The sequence below is a fragment of the Candidatus Margulisiibacteriota bacterium genome (assembly GCA_041658645.1).
Lineage (GTDB): Bacteria > Margulisbacteria > WOR-1 > O2-12-FULL-45-9 > XYB2-FULL-48-7 > JBAZZV01.
The window spans coordinates 1-16974 of the sequence record JBAZZV010000006.1 but is presented as its reverse complement, the minus strand read 5'-3'; the positions used below and the strand labels follow the sequence as shown (position 1 = coordinate 16974).

Here is a 16974-nt window from a genome sequence, read left to right as displayed (position 1 = left end):
GTTATGATATATTAACTTCCGAGCCATGCAGAAGAACATCAACCAACTTCGTTTTCTCGGCCTGCTTGCCCTGGTGGGCGGTTCAATTTTTATCCTGATGCAACTCCCCATCACTTTAGGCCTCGACCTCCAGGGCGGCACCCGCCTGGTCCTGCAGGGTGATGATACCGACAAAGTCAAAGTCTCGGATGACGCCATGAGCGGTGTGGTGGCCGTGATCCGCAACCGGATCGACGCCCTTGGCGTGACCGAGCCGACCATCCAGCGCAAAGGGAAGGACCAGGTGATCGTGGAACTGCCGGGGATCAAAGACCCCGAGCGGGCGATCAAACTGATCGGGGATACCGCTTTGCTCGAGTTTATCGAAGCGGAGTGGGTGCCGGGGGACGGCCGGAGCGTTTCCACGGAAAAGATCAAAGAGTTCTACGGCCCGGAAGCCCGCCTCGACGTGGTTAAGGACCAGGGAGACCGGAGCGAACGCTCGATCATCCTTAGAAAAACCGTTCTGACCGGAGCCGACCTGAAAGGGGCCTGGCCGGGGCTCGACCAGTATGGCAACCCGGTCGTTGATATTGAATTCAATGCCAAAGGCGCCGATATCTTTGGTGAAGTGACCGGCCGTTCGGTCAATAAACCGATCGCCATTGTCCTCGATAAGAAGATCATCTCCGCGCCGAACGTCCGCGAGCCGATCCCGTCGGGCAAGGCCCAGATCTCCGGCAATTTTAACGCGGAAGCGGTCCAGGACCTGGTCATCAAGCTGAAGGCCGGTTCTTTGCCGATCCCGGTCCACCTGGTGGAGACCCGGATCGTCGGCCCGTCGCTCGGCAAAGATTCGGTCGACCGGAGCAAAATAGCCGGGATCATCGGTTTTGTCATCATCATCGCGTTCATGGTTTTTTATTACCGTCTCCCCGGTTTCCTGGCCGTCCTCTCGCTCTGCATCTACATTCCTTTGACCCTGGCCGGACTGGCCCTTCTTCGTACGACGCTAACTTTGCCCGGTATTGCCGGGTTCCTCCTGACGATCGGCATGGCGGTCGATGCTAACATTATTATTTTTGAAAGGTTGAAGGAAGAGTTGCGCCTGGGCAAGACCGTCAAGGCCTCGATCGAGGCCGCTTTCCAGCGCGCTTTTGCCGCTATCCTTGATTCGAACGTCACCACGATCATTGCGGCGCTGACCCTCTTCTTTGTCGGCACCGGGACGATCAAAGGTTTTGCCATCACCCTGACCGTCGGTATCCTCGCTTCGATGTTCACCGCGCTGGCCCTGACCCACATGATGCTGAAGATGGCCGTGGACGGCAAGATCATTACTAACCCGGAGTCGAAGCTGCTGTACAAATAATATGGATATTATAAAGAACACTAAAGTCTGGTTCATTATTTCCGGCCTCTTGCTGGCCCTGGCGGTCTTTGCTTTTGCCTTTAACATTTTTGTCCATGGCAAGGCGATGAACTTCGGGATCGATTTTACCGGCGGGACCCTGATCAATCTCCGTTTTGACAAGCCGGTGGCGGTCGATCAGGTGCGCCAGGTCCTGGATAAATACAAGCTGGGGGAAAGTGTTATCCAGAAGTCGGGCGAGCAGGATATCCTGATCAGGACCGTGCCGATCGAGGGTGAGGTCCGAGCCAACATTATCCGGGACATGAACGAGAAGGTCGGCATGGCCGAAATACTCGAGGCCGACATTATCGGCCCGACCATCGGCAAGGAGTTGTCGAGCCAGGCGATCTGGGCGCTGATCATTGCCACGATCGGGATCATTATCTATGTCTCCTTCCGTTTTGAGTTCAAGTGGGGGGTGGCCGCACTGCTGGCTCTTTACCACGATGCCATTATCACCACCGGGATCATGGCGCTCCTCTTTCGCTCGATCGATATCACCTTTGTGGCGGCCATCCTGACGATCATGGGTTATTCGATCAACGATACGATCGTTATTTTTGACCGGATCAGGGAGAATTTGAAGAAGCCGGCGCTGGCCAAGAAGAAATTCGGCGAGCTGGTCAACATCAGCATCTGGGAAACGATGGCCCGCTCGATCAATACCGTCCTGACGGTGGTCGTGATGGTCGTCTGCTTGCTGGTCCTCGGCGGAGAGACGGTCCGCGAATTCTCGCTCACCTTGCTCATCGGTTTCTCGCTCGGGATGTGCTCCTCGATCTTTGTCGCTCCGCCTATTCTGGTCCTCTGGCATAACTGGGAGACCCAGGGTAAGGTTGCCAAAAAGTAGTGGAATATCTGCTGCTGGGGATCGTTCAAGGATTAACCGAATTCCTGCCGGTCTCTTCCCAGGGTCATCTCCTTATCGTTTATCGTTTTTTGCATCTGACCGAGAATATCGCTTTTGACACGGTCGTCCACCTGGCTACGGCTTTAGCCGCGGCTATTTATTTTTACCGCGATATTATTGAGCTTTTCACCGTGCGCCGCAAACTGCTTTGGCTAGTGCTGTTGGCGACGGTCGTGACGGGGGTGCTGGGGCTCGGCTTTAAAGATTTTTTTGAAGCGCTCTTTGCCGATTTTCGCTATGTGGGGCCGTTCTTTATCGTCACGGGGATAGTTATCTTACTAGGCGAATGGATAGGTACCAGGTACCAGGTCCCAGGTACCAGGGACGAGGGAGGAATGAGCTGGAAAGACGCCGCTTTGATCGGTCTGGCGCAGGGGGCGGCGATCATTCCGTCGCTCTCGCGGTCGGCCATGACCATCTCGGCTGGTTTAGCCTGCGGACTGGAGCGGAGAACAGCCGCCCGGTTTGCGTTTATCATTGCCATTCCGGCGATCGCCGGGGCCGGTTTGCTCCAGAGTAAGGCGATCCTCAAGGCTGGGACGCTCGGGATCGGTTTCTGGCCGCTGCTGATCGGTTTCCTGGCGGCGTTCCTCTCCGGCCTGTTGGCGATCAAGTTTTTGATGGAGCTGATCAGCCGGACCAAGTTGAACTACTTTGCTTATTATTGTTTAGCGCTCGGACTGATCGTGCTGGTAATTACTCTAGTCCGAGGTTGACTTCCCGCTCGTCCCGTATTATCCTATCTGCCAAGGAAGGTGAAAGTTAAATGAAAAAAATAATTGTTTCGTTACTGCTGATTACGTTCGTTTGCGCTTTTTCCAGTGAGCTCCTGGCGGCCAAGAAGAAAGTCGTGGCCAAGAAGAAAGTCGTGACCCGGACCGTTACCCGCCGACCGGTTTTCCCGATCGTGGGGAAAAAGAAAGTGGCCAAGCCCGCCCCAGCCAAACCGCTGGGAAAGGTTATTGAGCTCGGTTCTCCAGTCCCGGCCACGCCACCGGCTAAACCGGTGCTGAAGTCCGGTTTCAGGGCTGAAGGCGGCTTGGGTGGCGGGGCGATCTTGATCGAGGGTGTCTATCAGAAAGGGTTTAGCGACACGCTGGCGGCCCGGTTTGGCGCCGGTTACGGCATCGGCAGTAAGTTTGGGGTAATGGTAGTTGAAGCCGGAGCTTGTTACGATCTCGGCGCTTTTCAGGTCGGCGGCGGGTTGAACTATGCTGCTTATTCCGAACTGGTCAGTGGTATACCCGGCCTCTCCGGGACCATTTCCAATAAAAATCTGCTTGGGGTCGAGCTTTTTGGCCTGACGCGGATCCGGGACAACTGGGACGCCAGGTTGGGCTATAGCACCTCGCTCGGTTTGCGTGCGGCGGTCAGCTACGAGTTTTAGCTTTTCAGCCTGACAATCCAAAGAGTTGACAGAATGAGGCAGGCGTAATACAATTATTGTATCGATAGTTGATTGGTAAGAATGGCAAGGAGGGAGATCGATGGCGGAAGCAACTTTATCTTCGAAATATCAGTTAGTTATACCAAAGGAAGTGAGGGAAGAAGCCGGGTTGAAAAGCGGGGAAAGGCTGATCATCCTGGCCAAGGATGGGATCATTAACATTATACCCAAGCATCTGATAAAACGGATGAAAGGCTTTGTTAAGGGGATCAATATTAACGGTTATCGGGAGGATAAGGACAGGTTATGATCGTAGTCGATTCTTGCGGCTGGTTGGAATATTTTTCTGCCGGGCCGTTGGCGGAGAAGTATTCTCCCTTTTTAAAAGATACCACCAGGGTCATTGTTCCGACTATTGTTATCTATGAGGTCTATAAAAAAATAAAGCGTGAGGTTGGGGAAGAAAAGGCCTTGTTGGCGGTGGCCCAGATGCAATCGGCCGTTGTTGCTCCGTTCACTAACGGGGTGGTTTTGCTGGCGGCAGATGTTAGCCTGGCGCACAATTTGCCGATGGCTGACGCGATCGTTTACGCGACGGCCAAGATCGAAAACGTGAAGTTGATCACCAGCGATGAACATTTTGTCGGTCTGGATTCTGTAGAATATATTATTAAATGATTTTTTGTGCCTCGAGCCGCTCGGTTTGCGGGCGGCGGTCAGCTACGAATTTTAGCTTGTGCTATTGACAGGATAGCGGCCTCTAACATATAATGTCAGCAATTAACTTAGGAGGTTAATAGATGAAAAAAACATGGTTAGGTTTGTCCCTTGGCCTCGTCGCCGTAATGTTGGCTGTTCTGGCTACTGGTTGCGCCACGGTCACGAACACGGCCAATCCGGCCTCGCCTCCGTCCGGCACGACCACGATCGCGGTCGGTTCCGGTGGTTCCGCGACTTTGACGGCCAACGCCAAGACCGGCGCGGCCTCGATCGTCGTCATGGACCAACTCCAGAACCCGATCACCAGCACCAACAATCTCAATATCAAGAACATCACCATTGATATCTGGTCGACCACCACGACCACCCAGACGGCGGTCGTCGATACCATTACCTACTCGGGCGGTTCGGCCGCCCAGGCGATCTCTTACGCCATGACGCTCGACCGGAGCGGCAGCATGAGCTCCGATTCCAATGCCAGCCTCGAATCTGCCGCCGTTGCTTTTATTAACCAGAGCGGTGCGACAGACCAAGGGGCGATCTTCAACTTCGACAGCTATGTTGTCATGGACCAGGCCCTGACCACCGATAAGGACCTGCTCAAGGTGGCAGCGACCATGGAGAGTATTTCCGGCGGATCGACCGCTCTGTATGATTCTATCGGTTTTGCTATCTTGACAGTCGAGGCTGGGGCGAATGCCCGCAAAGCGGTTATTGCGATGACCGACGGCGGCGAGAACAACAGTGTCACTTACAACACCACGGGCGAAGTTGTTACCCTGGCCCTCGCCAAGAGTATTCCGGTTTATACAGTTGGTCTTGGTCTGACCGCGGGGGGAGCGGACGAGAACAACCTGAAAGGGATCGCGACTGGCTCCGGCGGCTTCTACTATTACGCTCCGACCGCGACGGACATAGTTGCTCTCTACAGTAAGGTCGCCTCGGCCCTGAACAGTTCGTGGACGGTCAACTTTACCTCACCGGTGACGTTCGTGACCAGCACGACCTATTATGTTAAGATCACCGTGACCTATGATGGCGGTATCACCAATTCGGTAACCTTTACCGTTACCGTCTAACGACCCTCGAAGTTTGAACGCGAAGCCCCGGGAGCAATCCCGGGGCTTTCGTTTTTGAAAGGCTCTCGCACCCCTCATCCGACACGCCAAAGTATCGTACCTTCTCCCAAAGGGAGAAGGTGTTTCGCAAATGGGAATAAATGGCGAAGTACCCTCTCCCCCTGGGAGAGGGTGAGTATCCTCAGGGAGTCGGGTGAGGGAAAGGCCTAAGCTTTTGACTGAAACTCCTTAATTATGTTATACTCGAACTGAAATGGCGCCGAAAAAAACCAGGAATTCCGGGAATAAAAAACCTCAAGTTCAATCTGTCCCCTCCAAGTTCAAGCAAGACATCGCCGGCATCCTGCTGATCGCTATCGCCATCTTTATTTTCCTGGCTGATCTCTCTTCGGCCACCGGCCTGCTCGGTCTCTTCCTGGTCAATAAAGCGCTTCGTTCGGTCATCGGGGTCGGTGTCTATATCCTGCCGGTCTTTGTCGCTCTTTATGGTGTCATCATGCTCCTCCGCCACGAAGTTAAAGAGCTAACGGTCCGCCTCTGCGGTCTCCTGGTCATGTTCCTCGTCATCATTTCCATGGCCCAGTTCGCCTCCCCTCATTATTTTACCGGGCAGACCCAATACAACCTGGCCCAGGGTGGGGGTGGAGTGACCGGTTATGCCGTCAAGTTCGCCTTGGAGAAGAGCGTTGGCCTGGCCGGTGCCTATGTCTTGCTGGCCGCCTTCGCCTTTATCGCCACACTCCTCCTGTTCAACCTGACCGTCCAGAGCCTCCTCGCCTTACTAATGGGCTTGCTTAATATGGATAAGAACTCCAGTGCCAAAGAGCTGGCTAGTAAGGTCATTATCCCTAAACTACTGCCGAAGCCGGCGTCGAAGGAAGTTATCCCGGCCCCTCCGTTGCCGGTCATGCCGCTTGGGGTAAAACCGGAACCCAAACTGATCGTTGAGATCGCGCAGCCAAAATATGATCCTGAACCGGAAGCGCCAGCCAACCCAACAATTGTTGGGAAGCCGAAGCGGTCCGTGGCCGAAGGTGAGCAGGGTGCCGGTGGCGAAGAAGACCGTTATGCCGATTATAAATTACCTTCACTTGACCTGCTGGAAGATACCACGGCCAAGGAACGACAACAGGCCGAGCGCTTAAAAGAGACGACCGAACTGCGTAAAAAACTGCTGGAAGACGCACTGCGCAACTTTGGCGTCGGGGCGAGCGTGGTGGCGATCTTCCAGGGGCCGGCGGTCACCCGTTATGAAGTGCAACCGGAGCCGGGGGTTAAAGTTAACCGGATAGCCAACCTGGCCGATGATATCGCGCTGAACCTAGCGGCCCAGGGGGTTAGGATCGAAGCGCCGGTGCCGGGCAAGTCGGTCGTCGGCATCGAAGTTCCCAATGCCACGGTCACCCCGGTCAGGCTCAAAGAGATCGTTAAGACGAATGAGTTCATGAACGCCCAGTCCCTGCTGACTTTTGCCATCGGCCTAGACCTGGCCGGCCAGCCGATCTACGGCGACCTCGGCAAGATGCCGCACTTGCTTATTGCCGGCACGACCGGCTCCGGCAAATCGGTCTGCGTCAACTCGCTTATTACCAGTATCCTGATGCGGGCGCGGCCCGACGAGGTCAAGATGCTGATGATCGATCCGAAAATGGTCGAGCTCTCGGTTTACGACGGCATTGCTCACCTCGTTGCTCCGGTCGTGACCGATTCCCGGCGGGCCGCCGCCACGCTCAAGGAATGGGTGATCAAGGAGATGGAGCGGCGCTATAGGCTCTTCCACGATACCGGCGCGCGCAATCTTCAATCCTATAACCATAAGGTCGGCCCGGTCGGGAAACTCCCTTTCCTGGTGGTGATCGTTGATGAGCTGGCGGATTTAATGATGATCGCGGCGAAAGAGGTCGAGACCTCGATCTGCCGCATCGCCCAGATGGCCCGGGCGACCGGCATCCATTTGGTCATTGCCACCCAGCGGCCGTCGGTCGATGTCATTACCGGCCTGATCAAGGCGAATATCCCGTCGCGGATCGCTTTTGCCGTGGCTACGCAGATCGATTCACGGGTCATTCTTGATACCTCCGGGGCGGAAAAGCTCTTGGGGCGCGGCGACATGCTCTATAACCCGATCGGGTCGATGAAGCCGATCCGGGCCCAGGGGTCGTTCGTGACCGACCGGGAAACGGAAAAGATCATTAAGCACGTCAAGTCGCAGGCGGAGCCGGATTATATTGAAGAGATCGTCGGCATCAAGCCGATCGATTTTGGCAAGGAGAATGCCGACGGGGAGAGAGAGACCGGTGCCAGCCGGGATGTCCTCTTTGGCGAGGTCGCCCAGCTGGTCATTGAAAGCGGCCAAGCTTCGACCTCTTATGTCCAGCGGAAATTCCGGATCGGCTATAACCGGGCCGCCCGGATCATGGACGAGCTGGAAGGGGCGGGGATCGTCAGTGCGCCGGAGGGCGAGTTGAAGACCAGGCGGATACTGGCGGCGCGGGAAACGCTTAAGGAGTTAGGTTGAGGCTGTTCGTTGCTCTGGCCGCTTTTTTCTTGACCGTTTCTACCGCGACCGCTTCCCCTCAAAGGATCATTTCAACTATCCCCGCCGTGACCGAAATGCTTTATGCCCTCGATCTCGGCGACCGGGTCGTGGGGGTGACGACCAACTGCAATTTCCCGCCGGCGGCAAAAAAAAAGAATAAGGTCGGCGGGTTTTTTATTAACCTGGAAAGGGTAGTGGCCCTGAAGCCTGACTTGGTCGTTATGCAAGAAGATGCCCAAAAGCGCGATGTCGAGCGTTTAAAAGGGCACGGTTTGCCGGTCCTGGCGATAAATCCGAAAAATGTTGCGGGGGTGCTCGACGCCCTGCTGGCGATAGGCCGGGCGACCGGGAAGGAAGCTGCCGCCCAGGCTTTGACGGCCGAGCTGCGGCGCCGTCTGGAGCGGGCGCGGCCGAAGATCTTTGGCCTGGAGCTGCTGCTGCGTAAACATCCGCGAGCGCTGGTTATAGTCGGCCTTGACCCTTTGGTCGTGGCCGGAGCAGGCTCTTTTATTAATGATATTTTGAAACAGGCCGGAGTGGAAAACCTGGCGGCCAAGGTTGGGGGGGAATATCCCCAGTATAGTCTGGAGAAAATGATCGAAGAAAATCCCCCCTATCTTATCGTCCCTACTGGGTTGGTCAATACGGCCAAATTGCGGGCTGACCGGCGCTGGCAAAATGTCGAAGCGGTCAAGAACGGGAAGATATTGTTCCTTGACCAGGATATAATTTCCCGCCCGGGGCCGCGGGTGGTCGACGCGGTCGAAGCGATCGCTAATTATGTCTATCGTTAAGATTGAGTTTTCCCTCTTTTTACAGTAAAATTGAGGATATGAGCAAACAGTCAAAAAAAGTTAACCAGTGGCTCCTGGCCGTTTTTTTGGTCGTCGGCTTGTTGGTTGTGGCAGTTCTTTCTCTTTTTCTTGGTTCGGTCTTCATCTCCCCGGATAAACTTTTCCAGAGCGAGATCCTTTGGCAGATCAGACTGCCGCGCGTTATCCTGGCCGCTTTGCTCGGCCTCCTCCTCTCCACTTCCGGGGTTATTTTGCAAGGCATTTTACGTAATTACCTGGCTGACCCGTATATCCTCGGTATTTCCGCCGGGGGCGGAGTGGGGGCGGCGATCGCGATCGCTTTGGGGTTGAACATCACCCTGCTCGGGATGTCGCCGGTCCCCTTGCTGGCCCTGGTCTTTTCTTTGGGGTCGGTTTTTGTCGTTTATAAATTGTCGGAAGTGGCCGGCAAGGCCTCGCCGGAAACATTGATCCTGGCCGGGGTGGCGCTCTCGGCCTTTGCTTCGGCCATCCTCTCCTTGATCATTATCCTCAAAGGGAATCTCCAGTCGATCTACTTTTGGTTGCTGGGGAGTTTATCGGCGGCGAGTTGGGGGAATGTGCTGACGGTCCTCCCTTACGCCATCGCCGGGTTGGCCATCGCTTATTTCTATTCGAAAGAATTGAACGCCCTCCTGTTGGGCGAGGAGATGGCCAAGACTCTCGGCATCGAAGTGGAGAAGGTCCGGCTCATCCTGATCGCTGCCGCGTCGTTAATGACCGCCGCGGCCGTTTCCGTTTCCGGCCTGATCGGTTTTGTCGGTTTGATCGTGCCGCACTGGGTCCGGCTCTGGATCGGCCCGAACCACCGTTACCTGATCCCGATCTCGGCTCTCTCCGGGATGATCCTGCTGGTCGTGGCCGATACCCTTTCCCGGACACTCCTCTCTCCGGCCGAGATACCGATCGGCATCGTTATGGCGCTGGTCGGCGCGCCCTTCTTCCTCTATCTTCTCCGTCGGCGCAGGGCGGCTGGGAAATGACAAGAAATGTAGGGACAGGGCTTGTCCCTGTCCGTGCTGAACGAACAAAGACGGACAACCATAAAGGTTGTCCCTACATTGTTAAGGTGGTTACAAGTAAATGACCGTTCTCAAGATCGAGGGGCTGTTTTGCGGTTACGAAGCGAAAAAGCCGGTCATCAAGGACCTCTCGTTCGAAGTAGCGGCCGGTGAATTTGTCGGTATCGTTGGCCCTAACGGTTCCGGGAAGACCACCTTGCTCCGGACGATCGCCGGTTTATTGAACCCGGATCACGGTAAAATTCATATTTCCGGTCACCAGATCGAACATCTGGAGCGGCGGGAACTGGCCCGGCGGGTCGCCTTTGTTCCGCAGTTGATGGAGCCGGTCGCCGGTTTTTCGGTTGAAGAACTGGTGATGCTCGGCCGCACCCCGTATTTTGACCGCTTCTCTTTTGAGACCGCCGATGACCAGGATGCCGTGAAATGGGCGATCGAGGAATTGCAAATCGAAGGGCTGGTCGACCGGCCGGTCACGGAACTCTCCGGCGGCGAGTTCCAGCGGGTGGCGATTGCCCGGGCGCTCGCCCAGGAACCGAAGCTGCTGCTGCTCGATGAGCCGATCTCGCATCTTGATATCCGTTATCAGGTCAAGATCTGCAAACTGCTCCGCAAGCTCCGTTCCCACCGTTCGATCATTGCCACTTTCCACGACCTGAACATCGCTTCCCGCTTTTGTTCGAGCCTGATCCTGATCAAGAACGGGGAGCTGATCGCCGAAGGTTCCCCCGGCCGGGTTGTCACTCCGGAAAATATCTGGAAAGCTTACCGGATCAAGGTCACGGTCAAGTCCAATCCCAGCACCCATAAAGCCAAGTATGTCCTTCTTCCCTAAATCGGGAGAAGTGAGGAAACCGGCGAATAAACTTCGCGGTTTCCTCACTGGTTGGAAGCCGCGAAGTTTAGTCGCAGGCTTACAACCCGATCTTCTGGTAATATTTTTGTTTTTCCTGGTGACCGTCATCTTCTTTGCCCGCTTCCTGGACGGCCGGATCATCTTCGCCTTTAAAGACCTGACCAGGTATTTCTACCCGCTCCGGCACCTGATGGTTGAGCAGGTCAAGTCCGGCCTCTGGCCCCTCTGGAACCCGTATATCTTTTGCGGTTTTCCTCTCCTGGCGACATTACAGATCTGTTTCTTCTATCCCCTGACGCTTATTTATTATCTCTTGCCATTCAATTTAGGGTTTAACTATTACATCATCGCCCATTATTTCCTGGCGGCTATATTCATGTACGCTCTGCTACGCCATTACCGGCTGGAGCGGCCCGCGGCCTTCTTCGGCGGGCTCGTCTTTGCCTTTTCCGGTTATCTTCTCTCCGTTTCCAATATGAATACTTCATTGTCTTCGGTCATTTGGTTGCCATTAGTTTTGTTGGTCTTCGATCGATTAGTAAGCCGTGATCTCTCCCCTCACCTCAGCTTTGCCAAAGTGAAGACCCCTCTCCCTGAGGGAGAGGGGTCTAAGCTTAACTTAGTTAGGGTGAGGGGTATCGTCACTTTATCGATAGCCTTAGCCCTCATGTTCTTGGGTGGCGAACCGACCGTCTATTACACGACTTTCTGGCTATTACTGGCGTATATATTTGTTTTTGCCAAAGAAAAAGTTAAAAGTATTGTTTGGCTGGGCCTCTCTTTCGCGCTCTCGCTCGGCCTGATCGCCGTGCAGCTCCTCCCGTTCCTGGAGTTATCGAGACTGTCCGACCGGATAGTGCTGACCGGGTTTGACCTGGTCAGCTTCCGTTCTTTCCCGCCGCGCGAATTGATCACTTTCCTTTTCCCGTTCTTTTTCGGCAATCCGGCCGACTTTGGCGCTTACGCCGAGATGTTACTCGGTTCGGCTTACCAGGATTGGTTGATCTCTCCCTTCCTCGGGCTGATCCCGTTGACCATGATCTTTTTCGCCTTCAAGGGGAAACCGCGGCGGTCGTATTTCTTTCTGGCGGCGGCGGGAGCCGGTCTTTTGCTCGCCTTTGGCCGGTACACGCCGTTTTACTGGTTGGCCTTCAAGTTCATTCCCGGTGTTTCTCTCATCAGATATCCGGTCAAGTTCCTCTTTCTCGTCTCTTTTTGCCTGGCTATTCTTTCAGCCGAAGGCTTCCAATCACTTCTCCACTCTTTGACTGACGACCTGCTCAGGTTTAAGCGTGCTTTGAGATATATTTTTCCGCTCTTTATTGTTGTTTTTGTCGTGGCCTGGTTGGGAACACTCTACTGGCGGACGATCTTCGATGTTCTTGCCCGGAGCTACCCGCCAACCTTACCCAAAGTATTTTTTGACGCCCTGCAGTCGATGGTCCAATTTAACTTGCAGAGTCTCTTGCTGGCCAGCGGTTATCTTTTTATATTGCTGGCGCTGTTCTGGCTGGTCTGGCAGAAGAAGATCGGCCGGAACTATTTTATTATTACGATCATCCTGGTGACCCTGGCCGACCTCCTGACCAACGGGGCGATCATCGCGGTGGGGGCATCGCGGGATGTAATTACTTCTCAACCGGCCGGCTACGCTCTGCTGAAAAAGGATCCGGGCCTCTTTCGTTTTTATTGCACTCCCAATACCGAGCGAGCGAACCGGGTGATCCGGGGCGATACTTTTACCTCCGCTTTGCTCGATACCAAGGAGAATTTTACCGCCAACTGGCCTCTGCTGGAGCATCTTTCAGACTTCTACGGTTATGAATCGATCCGGCCGCTCTCGCTGGTCAAAGTGCTCGGAGAGAAGTTGACCCAGGAGAAATTAAAGGACAACCTCGGCTTTTTGTCCCTGGCCAACGTCAAATATATCGTCTCGGTCGATAAGCTCAGCTTTTCCCGGCTGAAGCAGGTCTATCACAAGCGGCAATACGCCCAGGATGTTTATCTTTATGAGAACCTAGACGTTTGGCCGCGGGCGTATCTGCTTGATAACAAAATGAGGCCGAACCGGAGGTTGGGGGAGGTCGTGATCGTCAAATACCGGCCGGGGGAGATCGTCATGTCGGTCGAGGCTAAGGTTGGCGGGTATCTCTTTCTTGGAGAATCATATTATCCCGGCTGGCAGGCGGCCGTTGACGGGCGAGCCAAGCCGATCTTAAAGGCCCAGGAATTATTCTGCGCGGTGCCGATCGAGCGGGGGAAACATTCAGTCCGTTTCAACTACGACCCGTGGAGCTTTAAACTGGGCGCGGTGATCTCTATTTTTTGCGTGCTACTTTCCGCTATTTGCTTGCTGGGTAAATGGGGTGGATGAGGGGACTTGAACCCCCGGCCCTCAGATCCACAATCTGATGCTCTAACCAACTGAGCTACACCCACCACGTACTATTGATTATAGCAAATATTCGTAGAAGTTTCCTGATTACGATTGAGAACGACTTCACTTAAAAATCTTCAGAAAAACCGAATCCCTGAAATTCCGCGGCGTTTTAATGGAAAATAACACGGAGGCCGCTATCAATGGTCGAAACACGAGGGATTACCTTAAGACAGCTGGGCCAATATATTCGCATCCCGACCCGGGCCGGTGAAACGGAGCCTTTTCGAGTAAATCAATACTTGACCGTTACCAGGCCCCGAAAAGGGATGGGGCAACAAATACTAAAACGCCGGGAACTGGCTACAGCGGCAAAACTGATCGGCCTGACGCCGTGTCCCGCTGAGCGGCTGATCAGGCGCGAAGACCTGCAAAAAAACTGTTTTACAATAATGGCGCAAAGAAGGAACGCCGCCAAAACGCCGAGCATTATTTTGTTGGATATTTATAGAAATGCCCTTGGCATCGATGATCCGTATGGCGAAATAAGTGACGATATGTTTGGCGCTGTTGTCTCGCCTCAAGACGCTCGAAATTTGTATGGTTTAATGGATTCAGAAGGCAAAAAGGGATTTTGGCTGGAGTTGGGGTCGGTTGAGGAAATGCGGCAGACCCAAAATATCCTGGGCAAAAAGAATGTGCTGGAGGCTTTTGACTTATTGAATGAAAGCAACATGATCTTTTTTTGGCTGGGGTTGGAGGATGAGGGAATAAAAAGGTCTTGGTTGAAAATGATCGGGCCGGCGGGGGAGAGAGGATTCCTGGTCGATTGCTTAACCGTTGCCTGGGTGACGGGTATAGGCCAAGATAAAATGGAAAGTCACTTCCGCGATTACTTTACGACCGAAGAGGCGCGGGCCGGTTTTTTTGGCGCGGCCGCTCTATTTACAAAAGACGTATCCGCCTTCAAACAAGCCGTTGAGGCTTATTATATCGGCAGCCGATCGGTTGAAATTGAGACTGTTTTGCTGAATTTAAACCCTGTTCGCTGTCAGGAAATATTCAAAAACATCCTGCTTTATTTTTATCTTTTATCGAAAAAACTGGATTAAGGCTGTTGGGACTACACCCGCTGCAAATACAGTAATAATATATCGTTTTTTGGCGGTTAGCCGCAACTCCGGGAGGTTTGACTACCCCGTCTATTCCGTGATAAACTCGAAAAAATCGGGGCGTAGCTTAGTCCCGATGGTCATTATATTAATTAATTATGGAATCATCGGGATCCCGCAAGTCATTATTGTATTATAATAATGAAGCGGGACTTGGTAGGATGGCACTGGACGGCTTTAGATAGGGTTTAACGGGGCGTAGCTTAGCTTGGTAGAGCGCGTGGTTTGGGACCACGAGGTCGCTGGTTCAAATCCAGTCGCCCCGATCTTGACTGACAACTAACGACGCGGCCCTTCGGGCCTACAACTGACAACGGGTCGTTAGTTGTTAGTTGTAGCGAGTCCGCCGGAGGCGGAGGAGCGTGTTGTAAGTTAATAGGCGGGAGTAGCTCAGTTGGTAGAGCGCCACCCTTCCAAGGTGGATGTCGCCGGTTCGAATCCGGTCTCCCGCTTTTTTATTAGATCGCGCGGGCCCGTAGCTCAGATGGATAGAGCAACAGATTTCTAATCTGTCGGTCGGAGGTTCGAATCCTCTCGGGCCCGCCATTGCTAAGCCGAGGTGGTGGAATTGGCAGACACGCTAGATTTAGGGTCTAGTGGGTTAACACCCGTGCAGGTTCAAGTCCTGTCCTCGGTATTTTTATGGTAAAATAGAATAGCGGAACAGCTGCGCCATTAGCTCAATGGTAGAGCAGCTGACTCTTAATCAGTTGGTTGAAGGTTCAAGTCCTTCATGGCGCAGCTGTTCCGCTTTCCCCGCCGCCATTAGTCCCGACGACAAGGGTAGAGTCCCGATGACATAAAAAATCATTATGTAATATCGGGATCCCGATATTACATCATTAAATATATTAATGTCATCGGGGAAGTCCTTCATGGCGCAGCTGTTTTTTCCTTGTTATAACAATAAGGTTAAGCACTCATGGCTTATCCACAGACAATCATAAATCCGATTTACTAAATATTAATCAAGGCGCATAATAGAGCTAAGGGGGAAACAAGCATGAAAAAAGCTATTCTTTCCGTTTTATTGTTCCTTTTTGTCGCATCGGCAGCCTTGGCAGGATATGTAAATGGTTACTATCGCAGTAATGGCACCTACGTAAATTCCTATTATCGAACAGACTCTAATTATACGGTCCAAGATAATTACTCCTACAAAGGGAACTACAACCCCCATACTGGAAGTTCCGGAACAAACTATTACAGGCATAGCCGATCGAGTTCTTATTACACCGGTGATTAATCCTTACACAGGCAAAGTAGGGCACAAAAAGGCTTATTGAAAATGAATCCGTCCAAATGTTTGTTTTTAATAATGATCCTTTTGTTTTCGACTGTTTCCTTTGCAGATCAAAATAAATACGTTATCATAAAGGTTAATCAGTCAGTGCCTCAAGGAATTGGTGGGCAACCAAAGTTTGACCTCCAGGCAGGCCAAATTTATTCCCTTGAAGGAATCCTTACCGGCGAAAGCCCCTCAGAAGTGTATTATAAAATTAGCTATTCATCAACAAATGATATCTTTGTTGTTAATTCGAAATCCGTTAACTTACTCAAAGAAGATTTTAGTATAAACCGCATGAATGAGATTAGGGCCTCATGGGCAAAGGATAATAAGGCTTTATCCTTTAAGAGCATAAGGGATAAATTTAAAACTCTTAAATCCGAGCTAGATAATTGGGATTATAGCGTGCCTTATGAATATGAAATTATTAAGATCGTAGGATTACTCGATGTAAATTATAGCGCCTCAAAGACATCATTTAAGCAAGCCAACTCTTTTTACAAGGAAGCCAGAGAATATATTCTAGCTCTATTAAACAAGACTGAGATTAATCCTCATGCCTATTCGGTAATAGCGAGTTCTTTGCTGGGCTTAAGCCCAGCCTTAGTATTTGATTCGAGGGCAAATTATGAATTGGCGAAAGAAGCCTTCGATAAATACCCATCGGATAGAAGCAGTGAATCTCTATTGCTAAATTTAGGGGGCGCCTCCGACGACGTTGACCCGGGTTTAATTGAGAGCATATTTAAATATGCCAAGGCAAATTCAGCTAATAATACGATGGTGGGGAATTATTACTATTATTCAAACAATAAATCGACGGCAGAGGTATATTACCGGGTCGCAGAATCTTTAGCAAAAATTGAGCCCCCAAAAGAGAAAAATTATTACATAGTTGTTGGTAGGCCGAATCTCGCAAAAATTCTAGAAGACAAGGAAGATTATGCAGGTGCAGCCGAAATATATTTGGAGCTAGAAAATTATTTCAAAGCAGCCTGGTGTTATGGGCAATCGCTCGATAACGACGTTGCCGTGCCCGGCATGGATTATTATAAGATAATAGATCTTTATGAAAGAAGCAATGACCCATCAGGGTATTACAATGCCGGCTTAATATATGTTAATAAATATTCAAGCCCAAGGAATGCGAGGCTGATGGCTAAAATCTTAAAAGAAAAATATAATAATTCCGAATACGCCAATATATTATTGGATGCCGCGGACAAGCTCGACGCAAGACTTAAAGGGCATAACCCTTAGCAGAGTCAAAAATGAAATTTCGGGGTAAAACGGCCGATAATATAAAGGCTGGTTCACCCGTGACCCGTCGGAACGATTTTCCTAACCCGGAGTCGCCCGGCTTGACGGTGTTCCAGCCTTTTACATTTAAAGTATAGC

Annotated in this window: 14 protein-coding genes and 6 tRNA genes; 19 read left to right on the top strand and 1 reads right to left on the bottom strand. The window is 52.3% G+C overall.

The window, feature by feature from the left end:
* The first annotated feature begins 25 nt into the window (after window positions 1-25).
* From secD to WC903_05815, 12 genes are all read left to right on the top strand, one after another.
* Window positions 26-1351, top strand: a complete 1326-nt coding sequence (gene secD / locus WC903_05870) for a protein translocase subunit SecD (GenBank protein MFA5893463.1) — start codon at window positions 26-28, stop codon at window positions 1349-1351.
* A 1-nt stretch (window position 1352) separates the two neighbouring features.
* On the top strand, window positions 1353-2243 hold the full coding sequence (gene secF / locus WC903_05865; protein MFA5893462.1) for a protein translocase subunit SecF: 891 nt from the start codon (window positions 1353-1355) through the stop codon (window positions 2241-2243).
* On the top strand, window positions 2243-3019 hold the full coding sequence (locus WC903_05860) for an undecaprenyl-diphosphate phosphatase (GenBank protein MFA5893461.1): 777 nt from the start codon (window positions 2243-2245) through the stop codon (window positions 3017-3019). Before secF ends, WC903_05860 begins: the two co-directional genes overlap by 1 nt.
* A 50-nt stretch (window positions 3020-3069) precedes the next feature.
* Complete coding sequence (locus tag WC903_05855) at window positions 3070-3690, top strand: hypothetical protein (GenBank protein MFA5893460.1); 621 nt, start codon at window positions 3070-3072, stop codon at window positions 3688-3690.
* Between the two features lie 100 nt (window positions 3691-3790).
* Window positions 3791-4000 carry an AbrB/MazE/SpoVT family DNA-binding domain-containing protein gene (locus WC903_05850; protein ID MFA5893459.1) on the top strand — a complete coding sequence of 70 codons (210 nt, stop codon included), beginning with the start codon at window positions 3791-3793 and terminating at the stop codon, window positions 3998-4000.
* Entirely contained in the window at window positions 3997-4368 is a 372-nt protein-coding gene (locus tag WC903_05845; GenBank protein ID MFA5893458.1) for a type II toxin-antitoxin system VapC family toxin, read from the top strand. The genes WC903_05850 and WC903_05845 overlap by 4 nt, the downstream gene beginning before the upstream one ends.
* A gap of 122 nt (window positions 4369-4490) precedes the next feature.
* A complete protein-coding gene (locus tag WC903_05840; protein ID MFA5893457.1) occupies window positions 4491-5489 on the top strand; it encodes a VWA domain-containing protein in 999 nt (332 codons plus the stop codon).
* Between the two features lie 253 nt (window positions 5490-5742).
* Window positions 5743-8007, top strand: coding sequence for a DNA translocase FtsK 4TM domain-containing protein (locus WC903_05835; GenBank protein MFA5893456.1), 2265 nt, complete (start codon window positions 5743-5745; stop codon window positions 8005-8007).
* Entirely contained in the window at window positions 8004-8822 is an 819-nt protein-coding gene (locus WC903_05830; protein ID MFA5893455.1) for a helical backbone metal receptor, read from the top strand. Before WC903_05835 ends, WC903_05830 begins: the two co-directional genes overlap by 4 nt.
* 38 nt (window positions 8823-8860) lie before the next feature.
* The gene (locus WC903_05825; GenBank protein ID MFA5893454.1) at window positions 8861-9844 is read left to right on the top strand and encodes an iron ABC transporter permease; all 984 of its coding nucleotides are present in this window, start codon (window positions 8861-8863) and stop codon (window positions 9842-9844) included.
* 100 nt (window positions 9845-9944) lie between these two features.
* Window positions 9945-10718 (top strand): ABC transporter ATP-binding protein, encoded by a 774-nt coding sequence (locus WC903_05820; protein ID MFA5893453.1) that lies wholly within the window; start codon window positions 9945-9947, stop codon window positions 10716-10718.
* A gap of 10 nt (window positions 10719-10728) precedes the next feature.
* Window positions 10729-13113 carry a YfhO family protein gene (locus WC903_05815; GenBank protein ID MFA5893452.1) on the top strand — a complete coding sequence of 795 codons (2385 nt, stop codon included), beginning with the start codon at window positions 10729-10731 and terminating at the stop codon, window positions 13111-13113.
* On the opposite strand, the gene WC903_05810 is transcribed toward WC903_05815, so the two are convergent.
* Window positions 13102-13178: transfer RNA gene (locus tag WC903_05810), tRNA-His, on the bottom strand. The genes WC903_05815 and WC903_05810 overlap by 12 nt on opposite strands.
* A gap of 141 nt (window positions 13179-13319) precedes the next feature.
* Here WC903_05810 and WC903_05805 point away from each other — a divergent pair.
* The 7 genes from WC903_05805 to WC903_05775 all read left to right on the top strand — a co-directional run bounded on the left by WC903_05805 (window position 13320) and on the right by WC903_05775 (window position 16836).
* Window positions 13320-14228 (top strand): hypothetical protein, encoded by a 909-nt coding sequence (locus WC903_05805; GenBank protein ID MFA5893451.1) that lies wholly within the window; start codon window positions 13320-13322, stop codon window positions 14226-14228.
* 252 nt (window positions 14229-14480) lie between these two features.
* Window positions 14481-14554 (top strand) — tRNA-Pro (locus WC903_05800).
* Between the two features lie 113 nt (window positions 14555-14667).
* A tRNA-Gly gene (locus WC903_05795) sits at window positions 14668-14740 on the top strand.
* A gap of 17 nt (window positions 14741-14757) precedes the next feature.
* Window positions 14758-14834 (top strand) — tRNA-Arg (locus WC903_05790).
* Between the two features lie 7 nt (window positions 14835-14841).
* Window positions 14842-14925, top strand: a tRNA-Leu gene (locus WC903_05785).
* Between the two features lie 32 nt (window positions 14926-14957).
* Window positions 14958-15029 (top strand) — tRNA-Lys (locus WC903_05780).
* Window positions 15030-15576: 547 nt separating this feature from the next.
* Window positions 15577-16836 carry a hypothetical protein gene (locus WC903_05775; GenBank protein ID MFA5893450.1) on the top strand — a complete coding sequence of 420 codons (1260 nt, stop codon included), beginning with the start codon at window positions 15577-15579 and terminating at the stop codon, window positions 16834-16836.
* Window positions 16837-16974 lie beyond the last annotated feature (138 nt).

Bases quoted from the DNA above. Each gene is read 5' to 3' on its own strand.
- secF (MFA5893462.1), top strand. From the start codon at position 1,353: ATGGATATTATAAAGAACACTAAAGTCTGGTTCATTATTTCCGGCCTC.
- WC903_05775 (MFA5893450.1), top strand. From the start codon at position 15,577: ATGAATCCGTCCAAATGTTTGTTTTTAATAATGATCCTTTTGTTTTCG.
- WC903_05855 (MFA5893460.1), top strand. From the start codon at position 3,070: ATGAAAAAAATAATTGTTTCGTTACTGCTGATTACGTTCGTTTGCGCT.
- WC903_05835 (MFA5893456.1), top strand. From the start codon at position 5,743: ATGGCGCCGAAAAAAACCAGGAATTCCGGGAATAAAAAACCTCAAGTT.
- secD (MFA5893463.1), top strand. From the start codon at position 26: ATGCAGAAGAACATCAACCAACTTCGTTTTCTCGGCCTGCTTGCCCTG.
- WC903_05850 (MFA5893459.1), top strand. From the start codon at position 3,791: ATGGCGGAAGCAACTTTATCTTCGAAATATCAGTTAGTTATACCAAAG.
- WC903_05820 (MFA5893453.1), top strand. From the start codon at position 9,945: ATGACCGTTCTCAAGATCGAGGGGCTGTTTTGCGGTTACGAAGCGAAA.
- WC903_05840 (MFA5893457.1), top strand. From the start codon at position 4,491: ATGAAAAAAACATGGTTAGGTTTGTCCCTTGGCCTCGTCGCCGTAATG.
- WC903_05845 (MFA5893458.1), top strand. From the start codon at position 3,997: ATGATCGTAGTCGATTCTTGCGGCTGGTTGGAATATTTTTCTGCCGGG.
- WC903_05805 (MFA5893451.1), top strand. From the start codon at position 13,320: ATGGTCGAAACACGAGGGATTACCTTAAGACAGCTGGGCCAATATATT.
- WC903_05825 (MFA5893454.1), top strand. From the start codon at position 8,861: ATGAGCAAACAGTCAAAAAAAGTTAACCAGTGGCTCCTGGCCGTTTTT.